Annotated in this window: 21 protein-coding genes; 14 read left to right on the forward strand and 7 right to left on the reverse strand. The window is 59.6% G+C overall.

The window, feature by feature from the left end; genetic code table 11:
• Positions 1 to 92: 92 nt before the first annotated feature.
• From AC33YF_RS01355 to AC33YF_RS01390, 8 genes are all read left to right on the forward strand, one after another.
• The gene (locus AC33YF_RS01355) at positions 93 to 1100 is read left to right on the forward strand and encodes a DUF2232 domain-containing protein (RefSeq protein ID WP_491775395.1); all 1008 of its coding nucleotides are present in this window, start codon (positions 93 to 95) and stop codon (positions 1098 to 1100) included.
• 33 nt (positions 1101 to 1133) lie between these two features.
• Positions 1134 to 1781, forward strand: coding sequence for a 50S ribosomal protein L9 (gene rplI / locus AC33YF_RS01360; protein WP_491775396.1), 648 nt, complete (start codon positions 1134 to 1136; stop codon positions 1779 to 1781).
• Between the two features lie 184 nt (positions 1782 to 1965).
• A complete protein-coding gene (locus AC33YF_RS01365) occupies positions 1966 to 3456 on the forward strand; it encodes a replicative DNA helicase (RefSeq protein WP_491775397.1) in 1491 nt (496 codons plus the stop codon).
• A 71-nt stretch (positions 3457 to 3527) separates the two neighbouring features.
• Entirely contained in the window at positions 3528 to 4607 is a 1080-nt protein-coding gene (gene alr, locus AC33YF_RS01370; protein ID WP_491775466.1) for an alanine racemase, read from the forward strand.
• Between the two features lie 27 nt (positions 4608 to 4634).
• Complete coding sequence (gene radA / locus AC33YF_RS01375) at positions 4635 to 6017, forward strand: DNA repair protein RadA (RefSeq protein WP_491775398.1); 1383 nt, start codon at positions 4635 to 4637, stop codon at positions 6015 to 6017.
• 119 nt (positions 6018 to 6136) lie between these two features.
• A complete protein-coding gene (locus tag AC33YF_RS01380) occupies positions 6137 to 6679 on the forward strand; it encodes a CvpA family protein (protein WP_491775399.1) in 543 nt (180 codons plus the stop codon).
• A 68-nt stretch (positions 6680 to 6747) separates the two neighbouring features.
• A complete protein-coding gene (gene purF / locus AC33YF_RS01385; RefSeq protein WP_491775467.1) occupies positions 6748 to 8262 on the forward strand; it encodes an amidophosphoribosyltransferase in 1515 nt (504 codons plus the stop codon).
• Entirely contained in the window at positions 8259 to 8972 is a 714-nt protein-coding gene (locus tag AC33YF_RS01390) for an SDR family NAD(P)-dependent oxidoreductase (RefSeq protein ID WP_491775400.1), read from the forward strand. The genes purF and AC33YF_RS01390 overlap by 4 nt, the downstream gene beginning before the upstream one ends.
• Before the next feature lie 24 nt (positions 8973 to 8996).
• Here AC33YF_RS01390 and AC33YF_RS01395 read toward each other — a convergent pair whose 3' ends face one another.
• Together AC33YF_RS01395 and AC33YF_RS01400 are read right to left on the reverse strand one after the other, a co-directional pair.
• Complete coding sequence (locus AC33YF_RS01395; protein ID WP_491775401.1) at positions 8997 to 9794, reverse strand: MBL fold metallo-hydrolase; 798 nt, start codon at positions 9792 to 9794, stop codon at positions 8997 to 8999.
• Positions 9791 to 10597 carry a TatD family hydrolase gene (locus tag AC33YF_RS01400; protein WP_491775402.1) on the reverse strand — a complete coding sequence of 269 codons (807 nt, stop codon included), beginning with the start codon at positions 10595 to 10597 and terminating at the stop codon, positions 9791 to 9793. The genes AC33YF_RS01395 and AC33YF_RS01400 overlap by 4 nt, the downstream gene beginning before the upstream one ends.
• Positions 10598 to 10754: 157 nt before the next feature.
• On the opposite strand from AC33YF_RS01400, the gene AC33YF_RS01405 reads away from it, so the two are divergent.
• Both AC33YF_RS01405 and AC33YF_RS01410 read left to right on the forward strand, forming a co-directional pair.
• Positions 10755 to 11081, forward strand: a complete 327-nt coding sequence (locus tag AC33YF_RS01405) for a glutaredoxin family protein (RefSeq protein ID WP_491775403.1) — start codon at positions 10755 to 10757, stop codon at positions 11079 to 11081.
• Between the two features lie 12 nt (positions 11082 to 11093).
• Positions 11094 to 11216 (forward strand): hypothetical protein, encoded by a 123-nt coding sequence (locus AC33YF_RS01410; RefSeq protein ID WP_491775404.1) that lies wholly within the window; start codon positions 11094 to 11096, stop codon positions 11214 to 11216.
• A gap of 43 nt (positions 11217 to 11259) precedes the next feature.
• Here AC33YF_RS01410 and metG read toward each other — a convergent pair whose 3' ends face one another.
• The 5 genes from metG to AC33YF_RS01435 all read right to left on the reverse strand — a co-directional run bounded on the left by metG (position 11260) and on the right by AC33YF_RS01435 (position 17184).
• Positions 11260 to 12819, reverse strand: coding sequence for a methionine--tRNA ligase (metG, locus tag AC33YF_RS01415; RefSeq protein ID WP_491775405.1), 1560 nt, complete (start codon positions 12817 to 12819; stop codon positions 11260 to 11262).
• A gap of 65 nt (positions 12820 to 12884) precedes the next feature.
• Complete coding sequence (locus AC33YF_RS01420) at positions 12885 to 14015, reverse strand: DNA polymerase III subunit delta' (protein WP_491775406.1); 1131 nt, start codon at positions 14013 to 14015, stop codon at positions 12885 to 12887.
• 57 nt (positions 14016 to 14072) lie between these two features.
• Positions 14073 to 14720: a dTMP kinase gene (gene tmk, locus AC33YF_RS01425; protein WP_491775407.1), complete on the reverse strand. Its 648-nt coding sequence runs from the start codon at positions 14718 to 14720 to the stop codon at positions 14073 to 14075.
• A 26-nt stretch (positions 14721 to 14746) separates the two neighbouring features.
• Positions 14747 to 15883, reverse strand: coding sequence for a D-alanyl-D-alanine carboxypeptidase family protein (locus AC33YF_RS01430; RefSeq protein ID WP_491775408.1), 1137 nt, complete (start codon positions 15881 to 15883; stop codon positions 14747 to 14749).
• A 188-nt stretch (positions 15884 to 16071) separates the two neighbouring features.
• Positions 16072 to 17184 carry a septal ring lytic transglycosylase RlpA family protein gene (locus AC33YF_RS01435; protein ID WP_491775409.1) on the reverse strand — a complete coding sequence of 371 codons (1113 nt, stop codon included), beginning with the start codon at positions 17182 to 17184 and terminating at the stop codon, positions 16072 to 16074.
• A 741-nt stretch (positions 17185 to 17925) separates the two neighbouring features.
• On the opposite strand from AC33YF_RS01435, the gene AC33YF_RS01440 reads away from it, so the two are divergent.
• The 4 genes from AC33YF_RS01440 to AC33YF_RS01455 are packed head-to-tail and all read left to right on the forward strand — an operon-like array spanning position 17926 to position 21810.
• Positions 17926 to 18321, forward strand: coding sequence for an Hsp20/alpha crystallin family protein (locus tag AC33YF_RS01440; RefSeq protein ID WP_491775410.1), 396 nt, complete (start codon positions 17926 to 17928; stop codon positions 18319 to 18321).
• A gap of 22 nt (positions 18322 to 18343) precedes the next feature.
• Positions 18344 to 20818, forward strand: coding sequence for an endopeptidase La (lon, locus tag AC33YF_RS01445; protein WP_491775411.1), 2475 nt, complete (start codon positions 18344 to 18346; stop codon positions 20816 to 20818).
• Positions 20819 to 20827: 9 nt separating this feature from the next.
• On the forward strand, positions 20828 to 21487 hold the full coding sequence (locus AC33YF_RS01450) for an AAC(3) family N-acetyltransferase (RefSeq protein ID WP_491775412.1): 660 nt from the start codon (positions 20828 to 20830) through the stop codon (positions 21485 to 21487).
• Positions 21457 to 21810, forward strand: coding sequence for a hypothetical protein (locus AC33YF_RS01455; protein ID WP_491775413.1), 354 nt, complete (start codon positions 21457 to 21459; stop codon positions 21808 to 21810). Before AC33YF_RS01450 ends, AC33YF_RS01455 begins: the two co-directional genes overlap by 31 nt.
• The last annotated feature ends 11 nt before the right edge of the window (positions 21811 to 21821 follow it).

Below are 21821 nucleotides of genomic sequence, written 5' to 3' on the forward strand. Positions count from 1 at the left end.
ATGGGAGCTCACCGGGGCTCCTGACGATTCGAGCGACGATACTGGAACACCAAAGTTGGGGTGGATGCATTTTCCACCCCTAACCGCCTCAGATGGACAGCGGGACAGCGAAATCGATGCCGACACACCTGATCATAGGCGGAGGCGCAGGGCTTGTCTCAGCGGTGCTTTTTGCATCCGCGGTCAAGTCGGCGGCGCTGGCTGGTCTCATTCTTTACATTTGTCCGCTGCCGCTCTGCCTCGCTGGACTCGCGTGCGGCAAGCAGATTGTGACGCTGGCGAGCTTCGTCGGCACGGTTCTCGCCGTGATCGCACTCGGTGCCTCACCGGGTCTTGTGTTCGCAGTCACGATTGCTGTACCGGCTGCGATTTTGGTTCATCTCGCTCTACAAAGCCGGACCGTTCCCGATCCAGCGAACGCAGGCAAGCAAACTGTCGAATGGTATCCGCCGGGCCGGCTTGTTGCGGCCGCTGCTGTCATAGCGGGCGTGATCGCGATGTTCCTCGTGTTGCTGCTTGGCCCAGACATGGTGCGTTACCAAGCGACGATCGATGAAATGATGCCGGTGATACGCGACGCTCTTGGTGTTGATGAGGAGGTCTGGACGGCCGAGGCGACCGAGAACCTGCGAGTGCTTCTCACCCGCGCGCTTCCCGCGGTCATTGCAATCGTCTGGATCACTATCGCGTTGTTCAATATGTGGCTGGCCGGAACTATTGCGAAGGGCTCGGGCCACGCCTTGCGTCCATGGCCAAACTTTCACCAACTCGAGATCCCGAACGCGATGGTCATTGCCTTTGCGGTGGCTTTGGCAATGTCGTTCATACCAGGTGTCATCGGCTTGATCGCATCGGGCTTCGCCGGCGCCTTCTTGATTGCGTATCTTCTTCAAGGCCTCGCGGTGATCCATTTCTACACGCTCGGCATGCCGTTCCGCGCCGCACTGCTGGTGGTTCTTTACTTGGCAGTACTGCTACTTGGCTGGGTCGCGATCCTCGTCGCCATTCTTGGCCTCGGTGAGCCTCTATTCGGGCTGAGGGGACGCGCGGCGACTACGCAGAGCCAGAACAACACCAACCACACCAACGATCAAAGCTAACGCTGACGACCAGAAGACTAGGAGTACTCAACAATGGAAATTATCCTCTTGGAGCGCATTGGACGCCTTGGACAAATCGGCGACGTCGTGACCGTCAAGGACGGCTACGCCAGGAACTTCCTTCTGCCGCAAGGCAAGGCGCTTCGCGCAACCGAAGCCAATCGGGCGCATTTCGAGAACGAGCGGGCTCAGCTTGAGGCACGCGACCTTGAGCGCAAGACCGAGGCCGAGGCGGTCTCTGAGAAACTGGCTGGCGAGAGCTTCGTCGTCATCCGTCAAGCTGGCGATACCGGCCAGCTCTATGGCTCCGTATCAACGCGCGACATTGCCAGCGCCGTTACCGAAGGCGGCTTCTCTATCGAACGCCGACAAGTGCTCCTCGACAGACCAATTAAAACCCTGGGGCTGCACGAGGTACGCCTCGCCTTGCACGGCGAGGTCGTTCCAACGGTGATCGTAAACGTTGCCCGCACCGAAGACGAAGCAGAACGTCAGGCCCGCGGCGAAGACGTGACCCAAGAATTGTCAGAAGAGGAAGAAGAGGCTGCAGAAGCGCTGGCCGCTGGGGAAGCACTCTTCGAGGAAGGCGCGGAGCCGCAAGCGGCCGATGAGCCTGAGAGCCGCGACGAGACCGAGACCTCGGACGAGACTGGCACGGACGAGAACGAGAACAAGGAATAGTCCTCAGGCAGCGCCACTTCGCCGAGAGGCAGCCACCGCAGCGGTCAGCAGAAGCAGGGTCATCCCGCCTCTTTTCTGGAGCAGCTACGCTGAGGGCTCTATCAACCTGTGAGTTGGGCCCGATCTCCCCGATGTTCACAGGACTGACATCTGGCCCACCCCTGGCAATTGGCTACTCTTGGGCATGACCGCACTGATTCGCCAAACGCCTCCAGAGCCGCATCCCGAGTCTGCCGATTACCGGGATGCCCCTCACAACTTGGAGGCCGAACAGGATCTCCTCGGCGCCATTCTCGTAAACAATGAAGCGCTGGATCGGGTTTCGAGCTTCTTGAAGCCGGACCACTTCTTCGACCCGCTCCATGGGCGCATATATGAGAGTGCAGCCAAGCTCATTATGGGTGGGAAGCGTGCGACCCCCATTACGCTCAAGACCTTTTTCCAGGCCGAACCAGCCATCGGTGATCTGACTGTCCCGCAGTATTTGGGACGGCTAGCCGCCAATGCGACCACGATTATCAATGCAGAAGACTATGGGCGAACGGTCTACGACCTCGCTATTCGCCGGAACCTCATCGATATCGGCGAGAGCATGGTCAACACGGCTTATGACTCGCCGATCGATGCAGAACCGTCCCATCAGATCGAGGAGGCAGAGCAGCGGCTTTACGAACTCGCCGAGACAGGAAAATACGGTGCGGGTTTTGAGCCGTTCTCCTCTGCCCTCACCGACGCCATCGACATGGCCGCTAATGCCTATCAGCGCGACGGAGGCCTGTCTGGCCTAGCGACCGGATTCGCTGATCTCGACCAGCGCATGGGGGGTCTTCAGGCCTCTGACCTCGTGATTCTCGCAGGCCGCCCCTCCATGGGCAAAACCGCCCTTGCCACCAACATTGCCTACCATGTGGCAAAAGCCTATGCCGCCGATCCGCATACGGGAGAAGCGTCGGATGGAGCCGTTGTTGGCTTCTTCTCGTTGGAAATGTCCGCCGAGCAGCTCGCGACTCGCATTATCTCCGAGCAGTCCCAGATCTCCTCTGAAAAGATCCGTCGTGGCCGCATCGACTCTCAAGACTTCGATCGGATCGTCGAAGCCTCGCAGGAACTCCAGAATCTTCCGCTATTCATCGATCAGACCGGTGGCATCTCGGTTGCTCAGCTGGCGGCCCGCGCTCGACGCCTAAAAAGGCAACGGGGGCTTGGGTTTATCATTGTTGACTACTTGCAGCTCTTAACGGGTTCCACTCGCCGGGCTCAGGAAGGGCGTGTCCAGGAGGTCTCCGAAATCACCACTGGATTAAAAGCCCTGGCCAAAGAGCTCCATGTGCCTATTCTCGCGCTGTCACAGCTGTCGCGCCAGGTCGAGCAGAGGGATGATAAGCGGCCGCAGCTGGCCGACCTGCGTGAATCAGGGTCCATTGAACAGGACGCTGATGTGGTAATGTTTGTATTCCGCGAGGAATATTACCTAGAGCGCAGCCAGCCGCGCGAGAACACCGAAGAGCACAGACAGTGGCAACAAGACATGGAAGCGGTGACAGGCAAGGCCGAGGTCATCGTGGGCAAGCAGCGCCACGGACCGACGGGAACGGTGACGCTACAGTTCTCTCCAGAGTACACCCGGTTTTCCAATCTCGCGGCCTCGGATCGTCTTCCGGACCGGATGGAGTAGTCGGCGCAAAGGCGCAACCCGACAGTGGCCGCGCAGTCAACGACGAGACGCACGAGACGGCGATCCTTACGATCGACCTCAGCGCCTTAGCGGAAAACTACCGAGACCTGCGCGACCGCGCGCACCCGGCGGAATGCGGGGCTGTCGTTAAGGCAGACGCATACGGATTGGGCATGGAGCAGGCAGCCGCGGTGCTCTGGCAAAATGGGTGCCGGACTTACTTTGTCGCGACGATCGCTGAGGCGATTGATCTGCGAACGTTGCTACCCGAAGCCGTGATTTACGTCTTGAACGGCCTGCTGCCAGGAACAGCTGCCACGTTTCGCGACTACGGACTTCGACCGGTTCTCAATAGTGCCGGCGAGGTACGCGAATGGGCCAACTATTGCTCGAATGTCAGCGGCGCCCTCCCTTGTGCGATCCATGTGGACACCGGCATGAACCGCCTTGGCTTATCGGCTGGCGATATCGATGAAGTCCGAGCTATGGCGAATCTCTGGCAGACCGTCGCGCTATCTTTGGTAATGAGCCATTTGGCTTGCGCGGACGATCACACCAGTCCTAAGAACAAACAGCAACGCGCCTGCTTCGAAACCATTCGAGCGGCGTTCCCCGAAGCTATGACGAGCCTAGCCAATTCGGCAGGCATCTTGCTCGGACGGCAGTATCACTATGACCTCGTTCGACCGGGCGTCGCGCTCTACGGCGGCCATCCGCAGCGGCAAGGCGCAAATCCCTTCCGCAGGGTCGTGCAATTGATGGGACGCGTACTGCAGATCCGATTAGCAGATAAGGGTGAGACCGTTGGCTACGGCGCCAGCCGTCGTCTTGATCGTCCGACCCGCATCGCAGTGGTCGCGGCCGGCTATGCGGATGGTTTGTTTAGAGCGCTCTCCGCTGGCGATGGCGAGACGGGATTGACGGCCTATCTCGGGCCCTACGCGGCACCGGTTTTGGGGCGCATTTCTATGGATCTCGTTAGCGTCGACGTCACAGACGTGCCTGAGGCCTTCCGCCAACGGGGCGCCTGGGTCGAGCTCCTCGGTCCCAATGTCAGCCTGCACGAGATGGCCTCTCAAGCTGGGACCATCGACTACGAGGTCCTAACAAGCCTCGGCGGACGCGCAACGCGCCGCTATATCGGCTTTTGAGCAAAGACGCCTGAAGCAACAAAAAATATGGCAAAAACTTCGAAAGCCTATGTCTGCCAGTCTTGCGGAGCTGTCGCGGCGCGCTGGTCGGGGAAATGCTCTGCATGCGGCGCATGGAACTCGCTTATTGAGGAGGCATCCACGCCGACCCAAAGCCCTGCGCTCGTCGCCATCAAAGGCGGCAAAGGTCGGCAGGCGCACTTCGAGACGCTTGACGCTCAGACCGAAGACGCGCCGCGACTGAAGACGAATATTGCGGAGCTTGATCGCGTGCTCGGCGGGGGCCTCGTACCTGGCGCCGCTGTGCTCGTTGGTGGCGATCCAGGTATCGGCAAATCAACACTGCTTCTTCAAACCGCGGCACAACTAGCGCAGGACGGAGCAAAGGTCATATACCTGTCAGGCGAGGAAGCCACTGCACAGGTGCGCATGCGTGCAGGGCGCCTCGGCGTCGCGGGCGCGCCCGTCGCACTCGGGACGGAGACCAACGTCGCCAACATCATCGCGACGTTGAGTAAGGGATCGCCCGCTGCCCTAGTCATTATCGACTCGGTGCAGACACTTTGGTCGGAAGGCATCGACTCTGCGCCGGGGACGATCTCGCAGCTTCGCGGTTGTTCCGCCGCGCTGATCAGCTACGCGAAGGCCAGCGGCACAACCCTCATCCTTGTTGGTCATGTGACAAAAGACGGCCAGATCGCTGGACCGAAGGTGATCGAGCACATGGTTGATACCGTGCTCTACTTCGAAGGCCTCAGCGGACATCAGTTCCGCATCCTGCGGTCCGTAAAGAACCGTTTTGGGCCCACTGACGAGATTGGCGTCTTCGAAATGCGCCTGGAGGGGCTTCGCGAGGTGGACAATCCATCGGCCCTTTTTCTGAACGAGACCGACCGCGGTTCGCCGGGAACAGCCGTGTTCGCAGGTATGGAAGGTACACGGCCGCTACTTGTGGAAATTCAAGGATTGGTGGCTCATAGCGTGCTGGGAACGCCTCGTAGGGCCGTGGTTGGCTGGGACCAAAATCGCCTCTCAATGCTCTTGGCCGTCCTAGAGGCACGGTGTGGTGTTCGGCTTGGCGGCCACGATGTCTACCTGAACGTGGCAGGAGGTCTGAGACTGAACGAACCGGCTGCCGATCTCGCGGCAGCGGCCGCGCTGCTATCGTCGTTCACAGGGCGAGCTGCCCCGGAAGATACGGTTTATTTCGGCGAGGTCAGCTTAACGGGGGCTGTGCGGGCCGTTGGTCACACAGACCAGCGTCTCAAGGAGTCGGCAAAGCTGGGCTTCGTTCAAGCGGTCGCGCCGGCCGGAAAAAGCCCCGCCGAGCATGATGCCAAGGGGATCGTGCTCAACCCGGTCTCCCAGCTCGAGGAATTGGTCGCTTGGTTCGCCCTGCCGGAGGGTTAAACCTGTCGTGGATTGCCAAGAAGTGTGACCCTCAAGTCATTGCACAACAGGGGTCATTCGTGCTTCATCCGCGAGAATCGTGATAGTCTGACAACACTCGCCCGAGGGAGCGCCGCGGCATGCCAATTTCCTGGCTCGATATCATACTGATCGTCATCATGCTTATCTCGGGCTTCCTCGCCATGGTGCGAGGGTTCACCCGCGAGGTCTTGTCGATCTTTTCCTGGGCCATGGCCGCCGTCGCCGCGCTTTACTTCACGCCGCGCTATTACGAAGTTCTCTCGCCTTATATCGACAACCCCAGCATCGCTCAGATCGCATTCGCGGCAGGGGTGTTCATTCTCACTCTGATCGTTGTCAGCCTGATTACCTTCCGTATCTCAGACAAGGTGCTCGACAGCCGGGTTGGAGCCCTCGATCGATCGCTTGGCTTTGTCTTCGGTTTGGCTCGCGGCTTTCTGCTCGTGGCTATCGTCTTTATTCTCTTCACCGCGCTCGCCAGGGACCAGCCAGACTGGGTCCGCAACGCGCGCTCCTACCCGTTGTTGGAGCGGACCCAAGTTGCCATCGAGTCGTTGCTGCCGACCAACCCTGAGGAATTCATTCCCAAGCAGGAGGAAGAAGGCTCTGATGCGGAAGCCGACGGCGCTCCGGCGCAGTAACAGAAGCGTTCCGTTCGAAACCCGTACGCGCGTCATTAGTATCCAGTTGCGTGGCATTGAAGCCCCAGATGGGGCGACTATCTATCAATAGGGAAAGGCCCGTGCCCGTGACAGACCAACTCGATCAAGCGACGCCGCTCCAGTGGCTCGAAGACGACCGACTCCACGAGGAATGTGGGGTTTTCGGCATCTTCAATCATCCCGACGCAGCAGCGCTGACGGCGCTGGGCTTGCATGCTCTTCAGCATCGCGGGCAAGAAGCGGCTGGGATCGTGAGCTTTGACGGGGAACACTTTCACACCGAGCGCCGGATGGGCCTCGTCGGCGACCACTTTACATCGCGCCCGGTCATCGATCGGTTGAAAGGCGACATGGCCGTTGGGCATGTGCGTTATTCAACTACCGGCGACGCTGTCATGCGCAACGTCCAGCCCCTATTTGTCGATCTCGAGTCCGGCGGATTCACGCTTTGCCATAATGGCAACCTGACAAATGCGCTGACCTTGCGCGAGAACCTCATCAGTAAAGGTGCCATCTGCCAGTCGACGACAGACACCGAAGTCATTCTCCACCTCGTTGCACGCAGCGAGAAGCGGAACTTCGTCGAGCGCTTCGTCGAAGCATTGCTTCAGGTCGAAGGTGCTTACGCCTTTGTCGGAATGACCAATAAGAAGCTGATTGGCGCGCGCGACCCGTTCGGCATTCGCCCGCTCGTACTCGGCCGTCTCGGCGATGCGTGGGTATTGTCGTCGGAAACCTGCGCGCTCGACATTATCGGCGCCGAGTTCGTTCGCGAGGTCGAGAATGGCGAGGTGATTATCGCAACGCGCGACGGGCTTGAGAGCCACCGTTTTGTCCCCGAGAATCCGCCTCGCTTATGTATCTTTGAGTACATCTATTTTGCGCGGCCCGACTCCATCATCGATGGCCGCTCGGTATACGACGTGCGAAAGGCCATGGGCCGCCAGCTAGCGTTGGAAGCGCCCACGGATGCGGACGTGGTTGTCCCGATTCCCGATAGCGGCGTACCCGCAGCCATTGGCTATGCCCAAGAGTCCGGACTTCCTTTTGAATTTGGCATCATCAGAAACCACTACGTTGGCCGGACCTTCATTGAGCCGGAGCAACAAATCCGCCAACTTGGCGTCAAGCTGAAGCACAGCGCGAACGACTTACAAGTTAAAGGCAGACGCATCGTCCTTATCGATGACAGCGTGGTGCGTGGCACCACGTCGGTGAAAATCGTGCAGATGATGCGCGAGGCTGGAGCGAAAGAAGTGCATATGCGCATCTCCAGCCCGCCGATTACGCATCCGGACTTTTACGGGATCGACACGCCAAACCAAGACAAGCTGCTCGCGGCGAACCGTACGCTTGAAGAGATGCGGAACTTCATGGGCGCCGACTCATTGGCTTTTATTTCCGTTGACGGCATTTATCGCGCGATGGGTTTTGACGGTCGTGACGACAACAACCCTCAGTTTACGGACCACTGTTTCACTGGCGAGTACCCAACGCGCTTGCGCGACCGAGAAGGCCCGCCGCAGCAGAAACAGCTTTCCTTCTTAGCCGAGGTCGGTTGACCGGCACAGCTTTCAAAGACCGCATTGCCCTGATCACCGGCGCGTCGCGGGGTATCGGGCGCGCGACGGCTCATATGCTCGCGGCCGAGGGTGCGCATGTGATCTTGCTCGCACGTAGCCGAAAGGCGCTGGAAGCCGTCAATGACGAGATAACAGCGATGGGCGGTGTGGTGACTATCATTCCGCTTAATCTGGAGAACGGTGCCGCGATCGACCCGCTCGGCCCATCGCTCTATGAGCGCTTCGGCCGCTTGGACATCTTTGTGGGCAATGCCGGCGTACTTGGCGGCTTGCGCCCACTCAACCACATTCCATCGAAGACGTGGGACAAGGTGCTCGCGGTCAATCTCACGGCGAACTGGCGGCTGATCCGGACACTAGACCCGTTGCTGCACTTGTCGGATGCCGGTCGCGTCGTCTTCGTCACATCTTCGCGCGTAGCCGCGCAGGGCCGGGCCTACTGGGCGCCATACTCGGTCTCCAAAGCCGGCCTGGAAACGCTGGCGAAGACTTATGCCAATGAGACATCGGACAGCCCGATCAGGGTCAATCTGGTCGACCCGCGTGCGACGGCAACGGCCATGCGGGCCGAAGCCTTTCCGGGCGAAGACCCGGCTTCGATCAAAGCCCCTGAGAAGGTTGCCGAGACCATCGTCAAGCTTTGCCTCCCCAGCGTCACGGAGACCGGACAGACGATCGAAGTCGGTTGACAGAAAGTCTCGCTGGATCAAGAGCTAGTATGCAGCAATGACCATACCGTCATAGGCTGGTTCAATGCCTTCGGGAAGCTGTCCCTTGAGGGTCTCGTAGTCCAAATCCACGTGCATGTGCGTGAATACAGCGCGCTTCGGCCGCATGCGTCCGACCCAACTCACCGCCTCATCCACACTTAGATGGCTCGGGTGGCCAGTATAGCGCAGCGCGTCGAGAATCCAGGTATCGAGTCCTTCCAGCAATCCTAAAGACTCTTCTGGGAAATCGCTCACGTCCGGTGAGTACGCAAGACCATTGAAACGAAACCCGAGAGACTCGCTTGAGCCATGCTGCTGAAGAATCGGAATGGCCTTGATCGCCCCCCCTAGCCCATCAATGACGACCGGTTCGCCCGGCTCAATGTCATGTCCGTTCAACACCGGCGGATATTCGCTGCCTGGCGGCGTCTCGAAGCAATAGTCGAAACGCTGACGCAAAACCTCGCCAAACGGCTTCAGATAGTACACATCGACGCGGCGCCGTGCGTTGTAAGCAACCATGCGAAGGTCATCGATGCCGTGCACATGGTCTGCGTGGTCATGGGTATACAGAACCCCGTCGAGAAGGCCGACATCTGCATCGTTTAATTGCTCGCGCAGGTCCGGCGGCGTGTCTACGAGCACGCGCGTGACGCCGCCGTCACCGGTCCGTTCGACGAGCAGTGCGCAGCGACGGCGCCGGTTCTTGGGATTTGCTGGATCGCAAGCGCCCCACTGATTGCCGATCCGGGGCACGCCGCCTGAGGTGCCGCAGCCAAGGATAGTTGCCTTCAAGCTCATGCGGCGTTTGAATGTTCTTTCAGAGAGGTGCGCGGCACCTTGCTGAAAAGACCGAAAAAATTGTCGGTCGTAAGCTGCGTGAAATCCTGGATCGCAAGACCGCGGACAGCGGCGAGCTGCTCGGCTGTCTTTGCTACATAGGCGGGCTCATTGGTCTTCCCGCGGAAAGGCTCCGGCGCAAGGTACGGGGCGTCGGTCTCGACGAGGAGCCGATCGGCCGGCGCCGAAGCGGCGATTCTGCGCAAGCTGTCCGCCTTCTTGAAGGTCACAACTCCTGAGAACGAGATATAGCCGCCAAGAGCGAGACCGCGTCGCGCGAGGTCCTCGCCGCTGGTGAAGCAATGGAGGACGAAAGGAAACGAGCCCTTGGCGCTTTCCTCTTCGAGGATCGCTGCCATGTCCTCGTCGGCCTCTCGGGAATGAATGACGAGCGGCAGCCCCGTCTCTCGCGCAGCGGCAATATGAACGCGGAAGCTCTTCGCCTGCAGCTCCCGCGGCGAATAGTCGTAGTGGTAATCGAGCCCCGCCTCACCGATTGCAACGACCTTGGGATGACGCGCGATCTCAATCAGCTCGTCGAGTGTCACATCCTGCTCTTCGGCTGCATTGTGAGGATGGGTCCCGACGGAACAAAAGACGTTCTCATGCAACTCAACGATCTCCTTCAACGCGTCGAACTTCGCAACGCGGGTCGAGATCGTCACCATGAGCCCTACCCCGGCGTCGTCCGCACGCGAGAGCAGCGCCGGCAAGTCCGACAGAAGTTGCGGGGAATCGAGGTGGCAGTGGCTATCGATCAGCATCACGGAAAGATGAAATATCGTTACGGTTCAGTTTGCTAGGGTCCGACGCGCGTAACCGAGCGGCGGGCCTTTGTGCAGCACTTTGGCCGACGAAACAAGCCGACGCAGCAATGGGACGACCACCATCACTCCTAATTGGCAAATATACCTCAACGCGGTGTGGATAGGCACGCGGAGGCTCAGGGTTCTCGCCGCCCTTGCCGCCGCAATACTGACTTCGCCTTTATCGACTGCAGGCACGGCCAAAGATGGCTGCAGCAAGAGCGTTTACGTCTATAGCGCTCCCTGGTGCGGAACGTGCCGGCGTCTCCTGTCCTATCTCGATCTTAACCGCATTCACTACACGCTGTTGGATGCGGACACCCCCCGCGTTAAGGCTGAAATGAGAGCGCGCTTTGGCACGACGGCCGTGCCCCAGATGCTGATTGGCCTGAACAAAGTGAGCGGACTCGACACGCCCAAAATCCGGCGGTACTGCCGGTAGGAGTTTTTTCTTATGAAAACTGGAACCGAATTCGTCGATCCGCGTTTACCGGCTATGACACTTGCACTCGCCTTTGCCGGTACCCTGGTCTTTGCATTCCTCGTTTCGGCGTTCTGTGACAGCGTTGGCAACTAACGCGGCGCGCGAATATCGGCCTGCCCGCCGCATTGCCGCGCGTCTAACGCCCTTCGCCCTCCGGCTCGACATAGCGCGGGAAGACCGGCGTCGGCGCCGGAAGCTCCGTTCCGGGCTTGAGGCGCCCTGCTTCACCAAGATTGCCGAAGTCTCTCGCGTCTTCCGGCACACTCAGCAGATCCAATAGCTTCCCGCCGCTTTCAGGCATCGCGGCCTGTGTCAGGATCGCCGCTTGGCGCACGACCTCGGCCGTCACGTAGAGGATCGTCCCCATGCGCTCCGGGTCGGTCTTCTTATGCGCCCAAGGCTCCTCGCCCGCGAAGTAGCGGTTCGCATCGGCGATCAACGCCCAGATGGCTTCAAGCGCCTTGTGGATTGCAAAGGCATCGATCTCCGCCTCCAATCGCGGCAGAAGCCCATCCGCTTGAGCCAAAATCGCTTTGTCGTTGTCGGTAAGGTCACCGGGTTCGGGCACCACGCCACCGCAATTCTTGGCGATCATCGATAGCGAGCGCTGCGCCAAATTGCCGAGGTCGTTGGCAAGGTCCGCATTGATGCGCTGAACGATGCCTTCATGGCTGTAATTGCCGTCCTGACCGAACGGCACTTCGCGCAGCAGGAAATAGCGGATCTGGTCGACGCCGTATTCACGTACAAGCGCATTGGGGTCGACGACATTGCCGACCGACTTCGACATCTTCTCCCCGCGATTGTAAAGGAAGCCGTGACCGAACACCTGGCGCGGCAGCTCGACGCCGGCAGACATGAGGAAGGCGGGCCAATATATCGCGTGGAAGCGGATAATGTCTTTGCCGATAATGTGGACGTCCGCTGGCCAGTACTTCTTGTAGGTCTCGCACGACTCGTCCGGGAAGCCGACGCCAGTGATGTAGTTCGTTAGCGCATCCACCCACACATACATAATGTGCTTGGGATCATCCGGGACCGGCACGCCCCAGTCGAACGTGGTTCGAGATACGGAGAGATCGCGCAAGCCGCCGCGCACGAAACTCTTGACCTCGTTCGCACGCGTATCGGGCCCCATGAATTCAGGGTTGGCCTCATAGTGGGCGAGCAGCCGGTCTTGAAAAGCAGAAAGGCGGAAGAAATAGCTCTCCTCCTCGACCCATTCCACCGGCGTGCCTTGCGGTGAGAGCTTGGCGCCATCGGGTCCATCGCTCAACTCGCTCTCGTCGTAATACGCCTCGTCGCGTACCGAGTACCATCCGGCGTACTTATCCAAGTAGATGTCCCCTGCCGCCTGCATGCGCCGCCAGAGTTCTTGCGCAGCACGCTTATGGCGTTCCTCGCGTGTAGTGATGAAGTCGTCGTGGGAACAATTGAGCACCTCGACCATCTCGCGAAACTTCGGCGTATTGCGATCGGCGAGTGCACTGACCTCGATTCCGTGCTTGCGCGCGGTTTGCAGCATCTTGATGCCGTGCTCGTCCGTCCCGGTGAGGAAGAACACGTCGCGCCCCTGCAGCCGCCGGAACCGGGCAATAGCGTCGGTCGCAACCGCCTCGTAGGCATGGCCGATATGCGGCGCATCGTTCGGGTACGAGATCGCGGTGGTGATGTAATAAGTTTGTCTGTCAGCCATAACGTCTCCTTACGCGGAGACATAGCCTTGCCTTCGCCGCCTGCCAAGCGCACTCGGTTCATGCGTCAGGATGGTGTGCGTGAAGCTAGGTCCTGAAGGCCAAACCAGCTGTTCAGAACGAGCAGCCCGCGATCCAAATTCAAAGCCATCGTCTCGGCGCGTGCGGCGGAGATCGTTTCCCAAGATTCGGCCCAGGCGCGCAATGTCTCCGGCGTGATCAGACGCCGCGCGAAGTCTGGCTCCGATCCCACGAGGCCCTGACCGGTCGCGCCATAGCGCACCAGCCGCTCGATCAAGCCCAAGAGCAGCGTCAGATAGAGCTCGAGATGCTCCGTCTCATTGATACTGGCGAGCTTTTCGGCCTGGCGCTGCACCTTTGCACCGTCGAGGTCTGGTAACCCCTCGAACATGGCGATGATGTCGTTGTAGAGCCCAATGCCCTCCCCGGTAACGAGCTCCAGCGTACGACGGACACTTCCCTGCGAAAGAGCGAGAGCCAAGCGGCGCGTTTCCTCATCTGCGTCGATGCCATCGCGGGTCAATGCAGCGTCGACGGCGTCAATCAACGCCGCTTCGTCCAGCGACGACAGCCGCAACATACGCGTTCGCGAACGAATGGTCACGGGCAACCGACCTTCAGCATTCGAAACGAGTAGAAATAGCGTATCCCGCGGCGGTTCCTCCAGCGCCTTCAGCAACGCGTTCGCCGCGTTCTGGTTCAGCTGGTCCGCCCTGTCGACGATCACGACGCGCCATGAGCCATCGCCAGCCGTGCTACCGAGAAAACTACGCAACCGCCGAACTTCATCGACGCTGATCACCTGAGAGTAGCGCTTGGTCTTCTCTATCCAGGACCGACGGATCAGCAGAAGATTGGGATGCGCGAGCCCCGCTACTTTTCGGAAAATCGGCTGATCTGGTGCGACATCGCCGGGAGCGCCTGGCAGAAGATCGCCGGCCTCTGCATGAGCGAGTACTGTTCTCGCCAGGCGATAGGCGAGCGTAGCCTTACCGATGCCCTCAGGGCCCACAAGGAGCCAGGCGTGATGCAAACGCCCGCTACGGAGTGCCTCCTCGAACTCTGTAGCCGCGTCGTCGTGACCGAACACCCGATCGACATCGCGTGGACTGGAAAAGCCCTCTAAACAATCCGGCTCGACAACTGCGGATGCCGACTTCTTGGTCGCGGCGCTCATAGGGTTTCACTCACCGGACGGAGCCGCTTCCGGCGAGACCTCTGCATCGGTCGCAGCTCACGGATTAAGCCGCTGTAAGACCGTCTCCCACACATCTTCGGCGACCATGGCCTCCGGCTGGCTTGCATCGACGACAGCGCATCGGCTTGGCTCTTCCTCTGCGATATCGAGAAATCCACGACGAATGCGCTCATGAGTCATGAGCTCTTGGCTCTCGAAACGATCGAGTTCCTGACCTTCCGCCCGCGCCGCTACACGTGCAAGCCCTTCTTCTACAGGAATGTCGAGAACGAATGTCACGTCCGGCAGAAGGGCCCCGACGGTGATCTTCTCCAGCGCGTTAATAAGGCCACGCGGCACGCCAGCCGTTGCCCCTTGATACGCACGCGTGGAGTCGATGAAACGATCGCAGATGACCCACTGACCCTGCTGCAGTGCGACCCGAATGGCGTTGTCGATATGGTCGCCACGTGCAACAGCAAAGAGCACCGACTCTGCAAGAGGGCCAAACTGTGCCGCCTGGCCCGATAGAAGAACCTGGCGGATTTCTTCGGCCGCGGGCGACCCGCCGGGTTCTCGCGTTACGAAAACGGGGCGTCCGGAACGAGACAGCCGATCGGCAAGGATGCCAACCTGCGTGGACTTGCCCGCGCCCTCGCCACCCTCGAATGTGATGAAACGTCCGATCTCGATGGCTTGCTGCATGATGTGTTGGGCCCGCGTGCTCAGCGCTACAATAGCCAGCCGAATGCGAGCACAAGAAGCGAGTCGATGCCCCGGCTGGCAAAACCGCTCCTGTTTATGTCTTCACCCGCATAAAGCGGTATTTCGTTGACCGCCGCGAGATCGGCCGACTTCACGCGCAAAGTCGCGATCTGGTCGCCCTTTTTGATCGGCGCCTTGATCGGGCCCTGATAAATGATCTCGCCCGACACTGCGCCGGTTGCACTTGCTGGAAGAAGCAGATCAATCGCGCCGTCCCCCACAAGCGGCACGTAGTGCTTCTCGCCGCCCCAGACCAGCGCTTCGCTCACTTGCTGACCGTCTTCGAATAGCCGGAATGGCCGGAAGCTCTTGAAGCCCCACTCCAACACTCGGCGGGACTCGCGCTCCCTATCATTCTTTTTCTCAAGCCCCGTGACAACCAATATCAGCCGTTGGTTCCCGCGCTTTGCACTCGATACAAGCCCGTACCCGGCTTCCTTGGTGAAACCCGTCTTCAACCCATCGACACCGATTGGAGCCCAGACCAAGGGATTGCGATTCCGGAAAGTGAATCTGTCCCTGTAACGGAACTCCTTCTGGCCGAAGTAATGATAGTACTCTGGATAGGTCTCGATCAGATGCCGTGACAGCTTCGCAAGATCTCGCGCGGTCATCACATGACCCTCTGCAGGGAGTCCGGTCGGGTTCACAAAGGTCGAACCCGTAAGGCCAATCTCCGCTGCATAGTCATTCATCATTTTCACGAAGCCCTCCTCCGTCCCGCCGATCCCTTCGGCAAGAATGAGGGACCCGTCATTTGCAGACTGGACGGCTACACCCTGGACGAGATCGCTAACGGTGATTGCATTGCCCAACGGCGCGAACATCGCAGCCGTCCCCGACGGTGCACCGCCTGTTCGCCAGGCGTGCTCGCTCACTGTGAACGTATCGTCGAGTTTGATCCGCCCCGCTTTCAACTCGCGAAAGACCACTGCCAGCGTCATGAGTTTGCTCATGCTGGCGGGGGGAATGGGCTGCTCGGACCCCTTCTCGTATAGAATGAGATTGGCACCCGGATCCATTAGGATCGCGGTCTTGGCCTTAGTCTTGAACTCGCTCGTTTTCTTCGACGCCGCAGGGTTTGGCACCAATACAAGCGACATACACAGTGCGACAAAGGCACATGCCAAGACGGTTCTTGCCAATACAGTTTTTCTCAATCTACGCAAAGCGCGCACGCGGCCACATCGAGCTTGAGGAACGGCGGTTCGCCAGGCGGCCCCAATAGCCGCCAGAGCGACAGCAATATCGAATGTCAGCAGTGAAAAATCAACCGGCGCCCCGCCAACACTCAGTTCTGCAATATGAGCCTCGCGCCCTCGTAGCCAGCGTCTGCAACATCGGAAAGCGCCGTAGCCGCCGATATGCCATCTAGAAACGGTCCGACACGAACCCGGTAATATATCTGGCCGCGGTTCGTGATCGGTGCAATTTCGACCGGGCCCACGCCCGAGAGCGTCTGTTTCGCGCGCTGCGCGTTACTCGGGTTCCTGAAAAGACCTGCCTGGATTATCGGTCCGTTAGGTTCTTCTGGCGAAGACGATCCTATCGCGCCCGTTATGTCCGCAGCGCCCCGCCTGCTGGTCAGCTGAGCCAATCGGGTCCCATCTGTTCCATCAGAGGCCGCTGCACTTACCGAAGCAGGCTGAGCGGCAGAAACAATTGTCCGGTGGGCTCGCTCGGGGATCGGAGGATCTTTCGGCTCCCCAGGCGCGGCCACTGCGATCACGACCTCCGGCGTTCCATCAGAACCCCGGGTGCCCGCATATTGTGAGTAGCCGCGCGTCGAGAGGTAGTCGCGCTCCAACGCGTCGTCGCCCTGGAGACCCGCTTCGCGGAGATAGCTCACGCGAACATTGGCGGTACCGGCCCTCTTGAAACCCAACACTTCGGCTGCTCGCTTGGAGAGATCGATCACCCGCCCTTTGCGGAATGGCCCGCGGTCATTCACACGCAAAACTGCGCTCAGCCCGTTATCGAGATTTGTAACCTTCACGTAGGACGGGAGCGGCAGCGTCGGATGGGCAGCCGACAAGCGCTCCATATCGAAGATTTCGCCATTAGATGTGAGGCGCCCGTGAAACAAATCGCCATACCAAGACGCGACACCTCGTCGATCATAATCCGGGTCATTTCTTGGGACGAACCGTTGTCCATTGATTTCGTAGGGCTGCCCGATCTTGAAATGACCACCGCCTTTAGGGGCTGGCTCGCCGATTTGGACCAAGCGCGGCGCCAGACCATCGGGCTCCTCGTCCACCGGAGCAGGTTCCGACCAGATCCCGAGCGCTACGACGAAGACAACGAGCAGAGGAAACCACAGACGCGGGTCAAAAACGCGTTCGGCCAGAGAACTGATGCGGCCCAAGCTCGGCCCCAGCCCAACCAATGTTTCTCTGTCCAATAGTCCGCCCCCCAAGGGCTGAAACGGGAAGCGCCGAAAGAGCCACGAACGCAAAACTAGGCGAGCTCTCCCGGCGCACAGTCCATTTGCGCCGAACCCAGTTAGCAAAAACTAAATAGGTCCCGGTACGCAACCGCGAAACAGAACCTCTGTCTCGCACAAATTATCATTCAGAATCAGCCCATTATAGGCTGCCAAAAATGACAAAGCGATTTTGTTAACCATACAGGGACAATCCCGTGCCCAATGGGCCACAGAGTCCTTGAAAACACTCGGGAAACTAGCCCGAAGCCTTGTGGACCAAATCAAACGCTTGGCCCTTCTATTACGGCTTTCAGCCCTCAGGCCGCTTTCCTGACCAGCCGTTCGTGCGCGAGCAGTACCACAACAACCTCTCGATCAAGCTGCACCGCGTTCCGGAGCCAAAGTTGCGAGCGCCTCAGGTCCAGAAGCCTGTCAGGGTCCAGCCGATCACCCGTCCGACGCATATGCCTCGCCAACTCCCCGCGTGACGCAAACGCCGACTGTCGACCCAGCGCTGCCGGGGGTCACCAAGTGCCCAAACTGTTAGTCGCTCAAGGGCCCTAACCGCCCGTTCCCCTTGTATTGGGACCGTTGAGTTCCCAAATAAGCAGGCGACGCGCTGGTCCCGGCGCGCACTTCCACATGCCAACGAACCCATTAGCTCTCAAGGATTTCCTGACATCTGCCTGCAGAACACGAGACGTTGAGCGAGGCACAATGCGTGATCCGAAGACCCAAATGTTCGCAGAAGCCTGTGCCATGCTCAAACAGGCGGAACAGCTGCATCGGCAGTTTTTCGAGCCTTCAAGCAATGCCAGTCATGCCTGTTGGGAACCACCGGTCGACATCCTAGAGACCGACCGCGAGGTCACCGTGATCACAGCTTTGCCAGGCGTGCACCCGGATGCCGTGCAGGCCGAGGTGGAAGGCTCGACATTGATCGTTACCGGGGTTCGCGCAATTCCGGCGGCGGGACGCGGGGCCAACATCGTCCGGCTTGAGATTCCGTACGGTCGGTTTGAGCGACGTATCGCAATTTCCAGCCGCTTGAGGCTCATTGAGCAAGAGCTTGAGAACGGATGCCTCAGGTTGATTTTTTTGAAGGGTGGCTAAGCCAATCACTAAAGTGCACACCATGAACGAACATGAGCAAAGCCTGAAAACAGAGAGCTTGAAAACGGCGGATGAAACGACGCCGTCCGAGAGCGCGGCAGAGCCGGCGGAGACAGCGTTTCCAGAGTTGCCCGACGACGCTGTGATCCTGCTGTCGACGCGGAACGCCGTCTTGTTCCCGGGCGTCGTTACTCCGCTTATGGTTGGGCGACCCCAAACTATTGCAGGCGCACAGGCAGCCGCTCAGGGTGGGAAGCACGTCGGCATTCTGCTTCAGAGCGATCCGGCGGCGGATGCGCCGGGACCCGATCAGCTGCACAGCGTGGGTACGATCGCCGAAATCATGCGCTACGTGACCGCGCCAGACGGAAACCATCATCTGGTGGTGCGTGGCGTGAATCGATTCAAGGTTGTCGAGATGCTCGACGGGTACCCGTTCCTTGCGGCGCGCATCGAAGAGGCTGGGGAGTCCGAAGTCTTCTCGACCGAGCTCGCAGCGCGCGTTCATCAACTGCGCGAACGTGCGCGCGAAGCACTGTCGCTGCTGCCAAACGCTCCAGAGGAACTCGGGGGCGCGCTTGACCAAATTCAATCGCCTTCCATGCTGGCGGACTTCATCGCCAACGTCATGGATGTCAGCCCGCCTGAGAAGCAAGATATCCTCGAGACCTTCGATGTGTCTGAGCGCATCGATAAGGTGCTGCGGGAGCTCGCCCAGCAGATCGAAGTCTTGCGCCTTTCGAAGCAGATCGGCGAGCAGACACAGGAATCCCTGTCTGGTCGACAACGCGAGCACATCCTCCGCGAGCAGCTTCGCCAAATTCAGAAGGAGCTTGGCGAGGGCGAGGAAGGCGAAGCCGAGATTGCCGAGCTGCGTACTGCCATCGAAGAGGCAGGTATGTCCGAGGAAGCTGAGACTCAAGCAAAAAAAGAACTGCGCCGCTTGGAGCGTATGCCGGAGGCATCCGCCGAACACGGCATGGTTCGCAACTATCTCGATTGGTTGATCGAGCTTCCTTGGTCGAAGCTGTCCGAAGAGACGATCGACATTGCCGAAGCCCGGCGCATTCTTGACGAAGACCACTACGGGCTGCCCAAGGTAAAACAGCGCATCCTCGAGTACCTAGCAGTCAGGAAGCTCAACCCAGATGGGAAGAGCCCAATCCTGTGCTTTGTTGGCCCTCCGGGTGTTGGGAAGACGTCGCTCGGCCAGTCAATCGCCCGAGCAATGGGCCGGAAGTTTGGCCGGATTAGTCTTGGCGGCGTCCATGACGAGGCAGAGATCCGTGGGCACCGGCGTACCTATGTGGGCGCCCTGCCCGGCAATATCGTTCAGGCGCTTCGCAAGGCCGAAACGCGAAATCCCGTCTTTATGCTAGACGAGATGGATAAGCTCAGCCCGAGCTTTCACGGCGACCCCTCGGCCGCGCTGCTCGAGGTCTTGGACCCAGCTCAGAACAGCACGTTTCGTGACAACTATCTGGGTGTTCCGTTCGATCTGTCTAAGGTGATGTTCATCGGAACCGCCAACGTTCTCGACCAGATCCCTGCCCCGTTGCGGGATCGCATGGAGGTGATCGAGATCCCGGGCTACACCGAGGAAGAGAAGATCGAGATCGCAAAGCGCTACCTGGTCAAACGGCAACTAGAGGCGTCTGGCCTTACGCCTGAACAGTGCGATATCACCGAAGCCGCGCTGCAGGCCATCATCGATGGCTACACGCGAGAGGCTGGCGTTCGCAATCTCGAGCGTGAGATTGGGGCTGTGTGCCGACACGTCGCGATGCAGATCGCCGAAGGCGACCAAACGAGCATGCGCATCGACGAAGGTGATCTGCACGACATTCTCGGTGCCCGCAAGATCGACAACGAGGTTGCCATGCGGACGTCCGTACCGGGCGTTGCAACAGGGCTGGCGTGGACTCCGACGGGCGGCGACATTCTCTTCATCGAGTGCACGAAAGTCCCCGGCAAAGGGCGGCTCACCCTCACCGGACAGCTCGGGGACGTTATGAAGGAAAGTGCCCAAGCGGCTCTGTCTCTTCTCAAAGTGCGCGCAGGCCTTTTGGGCATTGATCAGAGCGTTTTCGATAACTCGGATGTCCATCTGCACGTCCCAGCTGGCGCCATCCCGAAAGACGGGCCGAGCGCGGGCGTTGCCATGTTCATCGCCCTCGCGTCACTCTTCACGGGCAGAACCGTCCGCAACGACATCGCCATGACCGGTGAGATCTCACTGCGTGGTCTTGTGCTGCCGATCGGCGGCGTGAAGAACAAGGTGCTCGCTGCCGTCCGCGCTGGCATCAAAACCGTGATGCTCCCGGAACGAAATCGCAGAGACTTCGAGGATATTCCGGAGGCGGCTCGCGAAGCCGTTGACTTCGTCTGGATGTCCACGGTGGACGATGCTTTGGCCGCGGCACTCAGTGCACCGGAGACCCCTGCACAGAGCCCAAACGACCTCTCGGATGATCAGCGGCGTTTGGCGAGCGGCTGAGCGCATCTCATGATCACGGCGGATCGGCTATCGCGCGAGATCTCAGCGCTTGGTGTCGCGCCTGGGGATGTCGTGATGGTGCACGTGTCGCTACGAGCCATTGGCCCGCTTGAGAACGGAGCCGCTGGTCTCCTAGAGGCGTTGAGAATTTCCGTCGGGCACCAAGGCACGCTGCTGATGGTCCTGGGCGCAAACATCCCCCATGACTGGGTGAACAAGCGGCCAGAATCAGTGCGCGAGACCCTGCTTGCCGAGAAGCTACTCCGCGATGCGCCTTGGCACGACTATTATGGGCCCGGATCGCCGCTCCAAAAGCTCTGCGGAGCTGGCGGCAAGATCCTACGCATTGGTGCTAACCCCGACACAACGACAGTCTTACACTATGCGGAATACCTGGCGGACGTGCCGAACAAGCGCCGCGTGCGCCGCCACTATCGTTGTAAGAGTGTCGGCGGGTCTGCGATCCGTGCCGTGGAGTGTCTCGACGACGAAGACAGCATTGTTCCCGTGGATGGCGAAGACTACTTCGCGCGTATCTTGAGAGACTATTTGGCACTCGGAAGGGGCCGGCGTGGCCAGGTCGGGGACGCGGCGGCAGAACTTATCGAGGCTGCAGATATCGCCAACTTCGGCGCGCAGTGGATGACCCGGAACCTCTCGCAGCCATAGACCGATCTCAAACAGCCAACGCCTCACCTTACGCCAACGCCGAACCGCTAAAGGCTGAGCCGATCGGGGTTTATCTCTACGAAGGCTGCCCCTATCATCCCCCCTACTTTTCGCGGGGTAAGGGGGATTCTATGCGGTTCCTGACAGGGTTCATTTTGGGCATCGCGCTAACGTTCGTCGCGGCCTACGTCATTGATCAACGCGAGAAGAGCGCGGAGAAAAAAGTCGTCAACTGGGACGTCGTAGGCGAGAAAGTCGACGCCGCGACGAAGGATGCACAGCAGGTTTGGTCAGACTTCACACGCGAAATCACAGGCCCATAAATCGACATTAT

Source organism: Methyloceanibacter sp. (assembly GCF_058506495.1).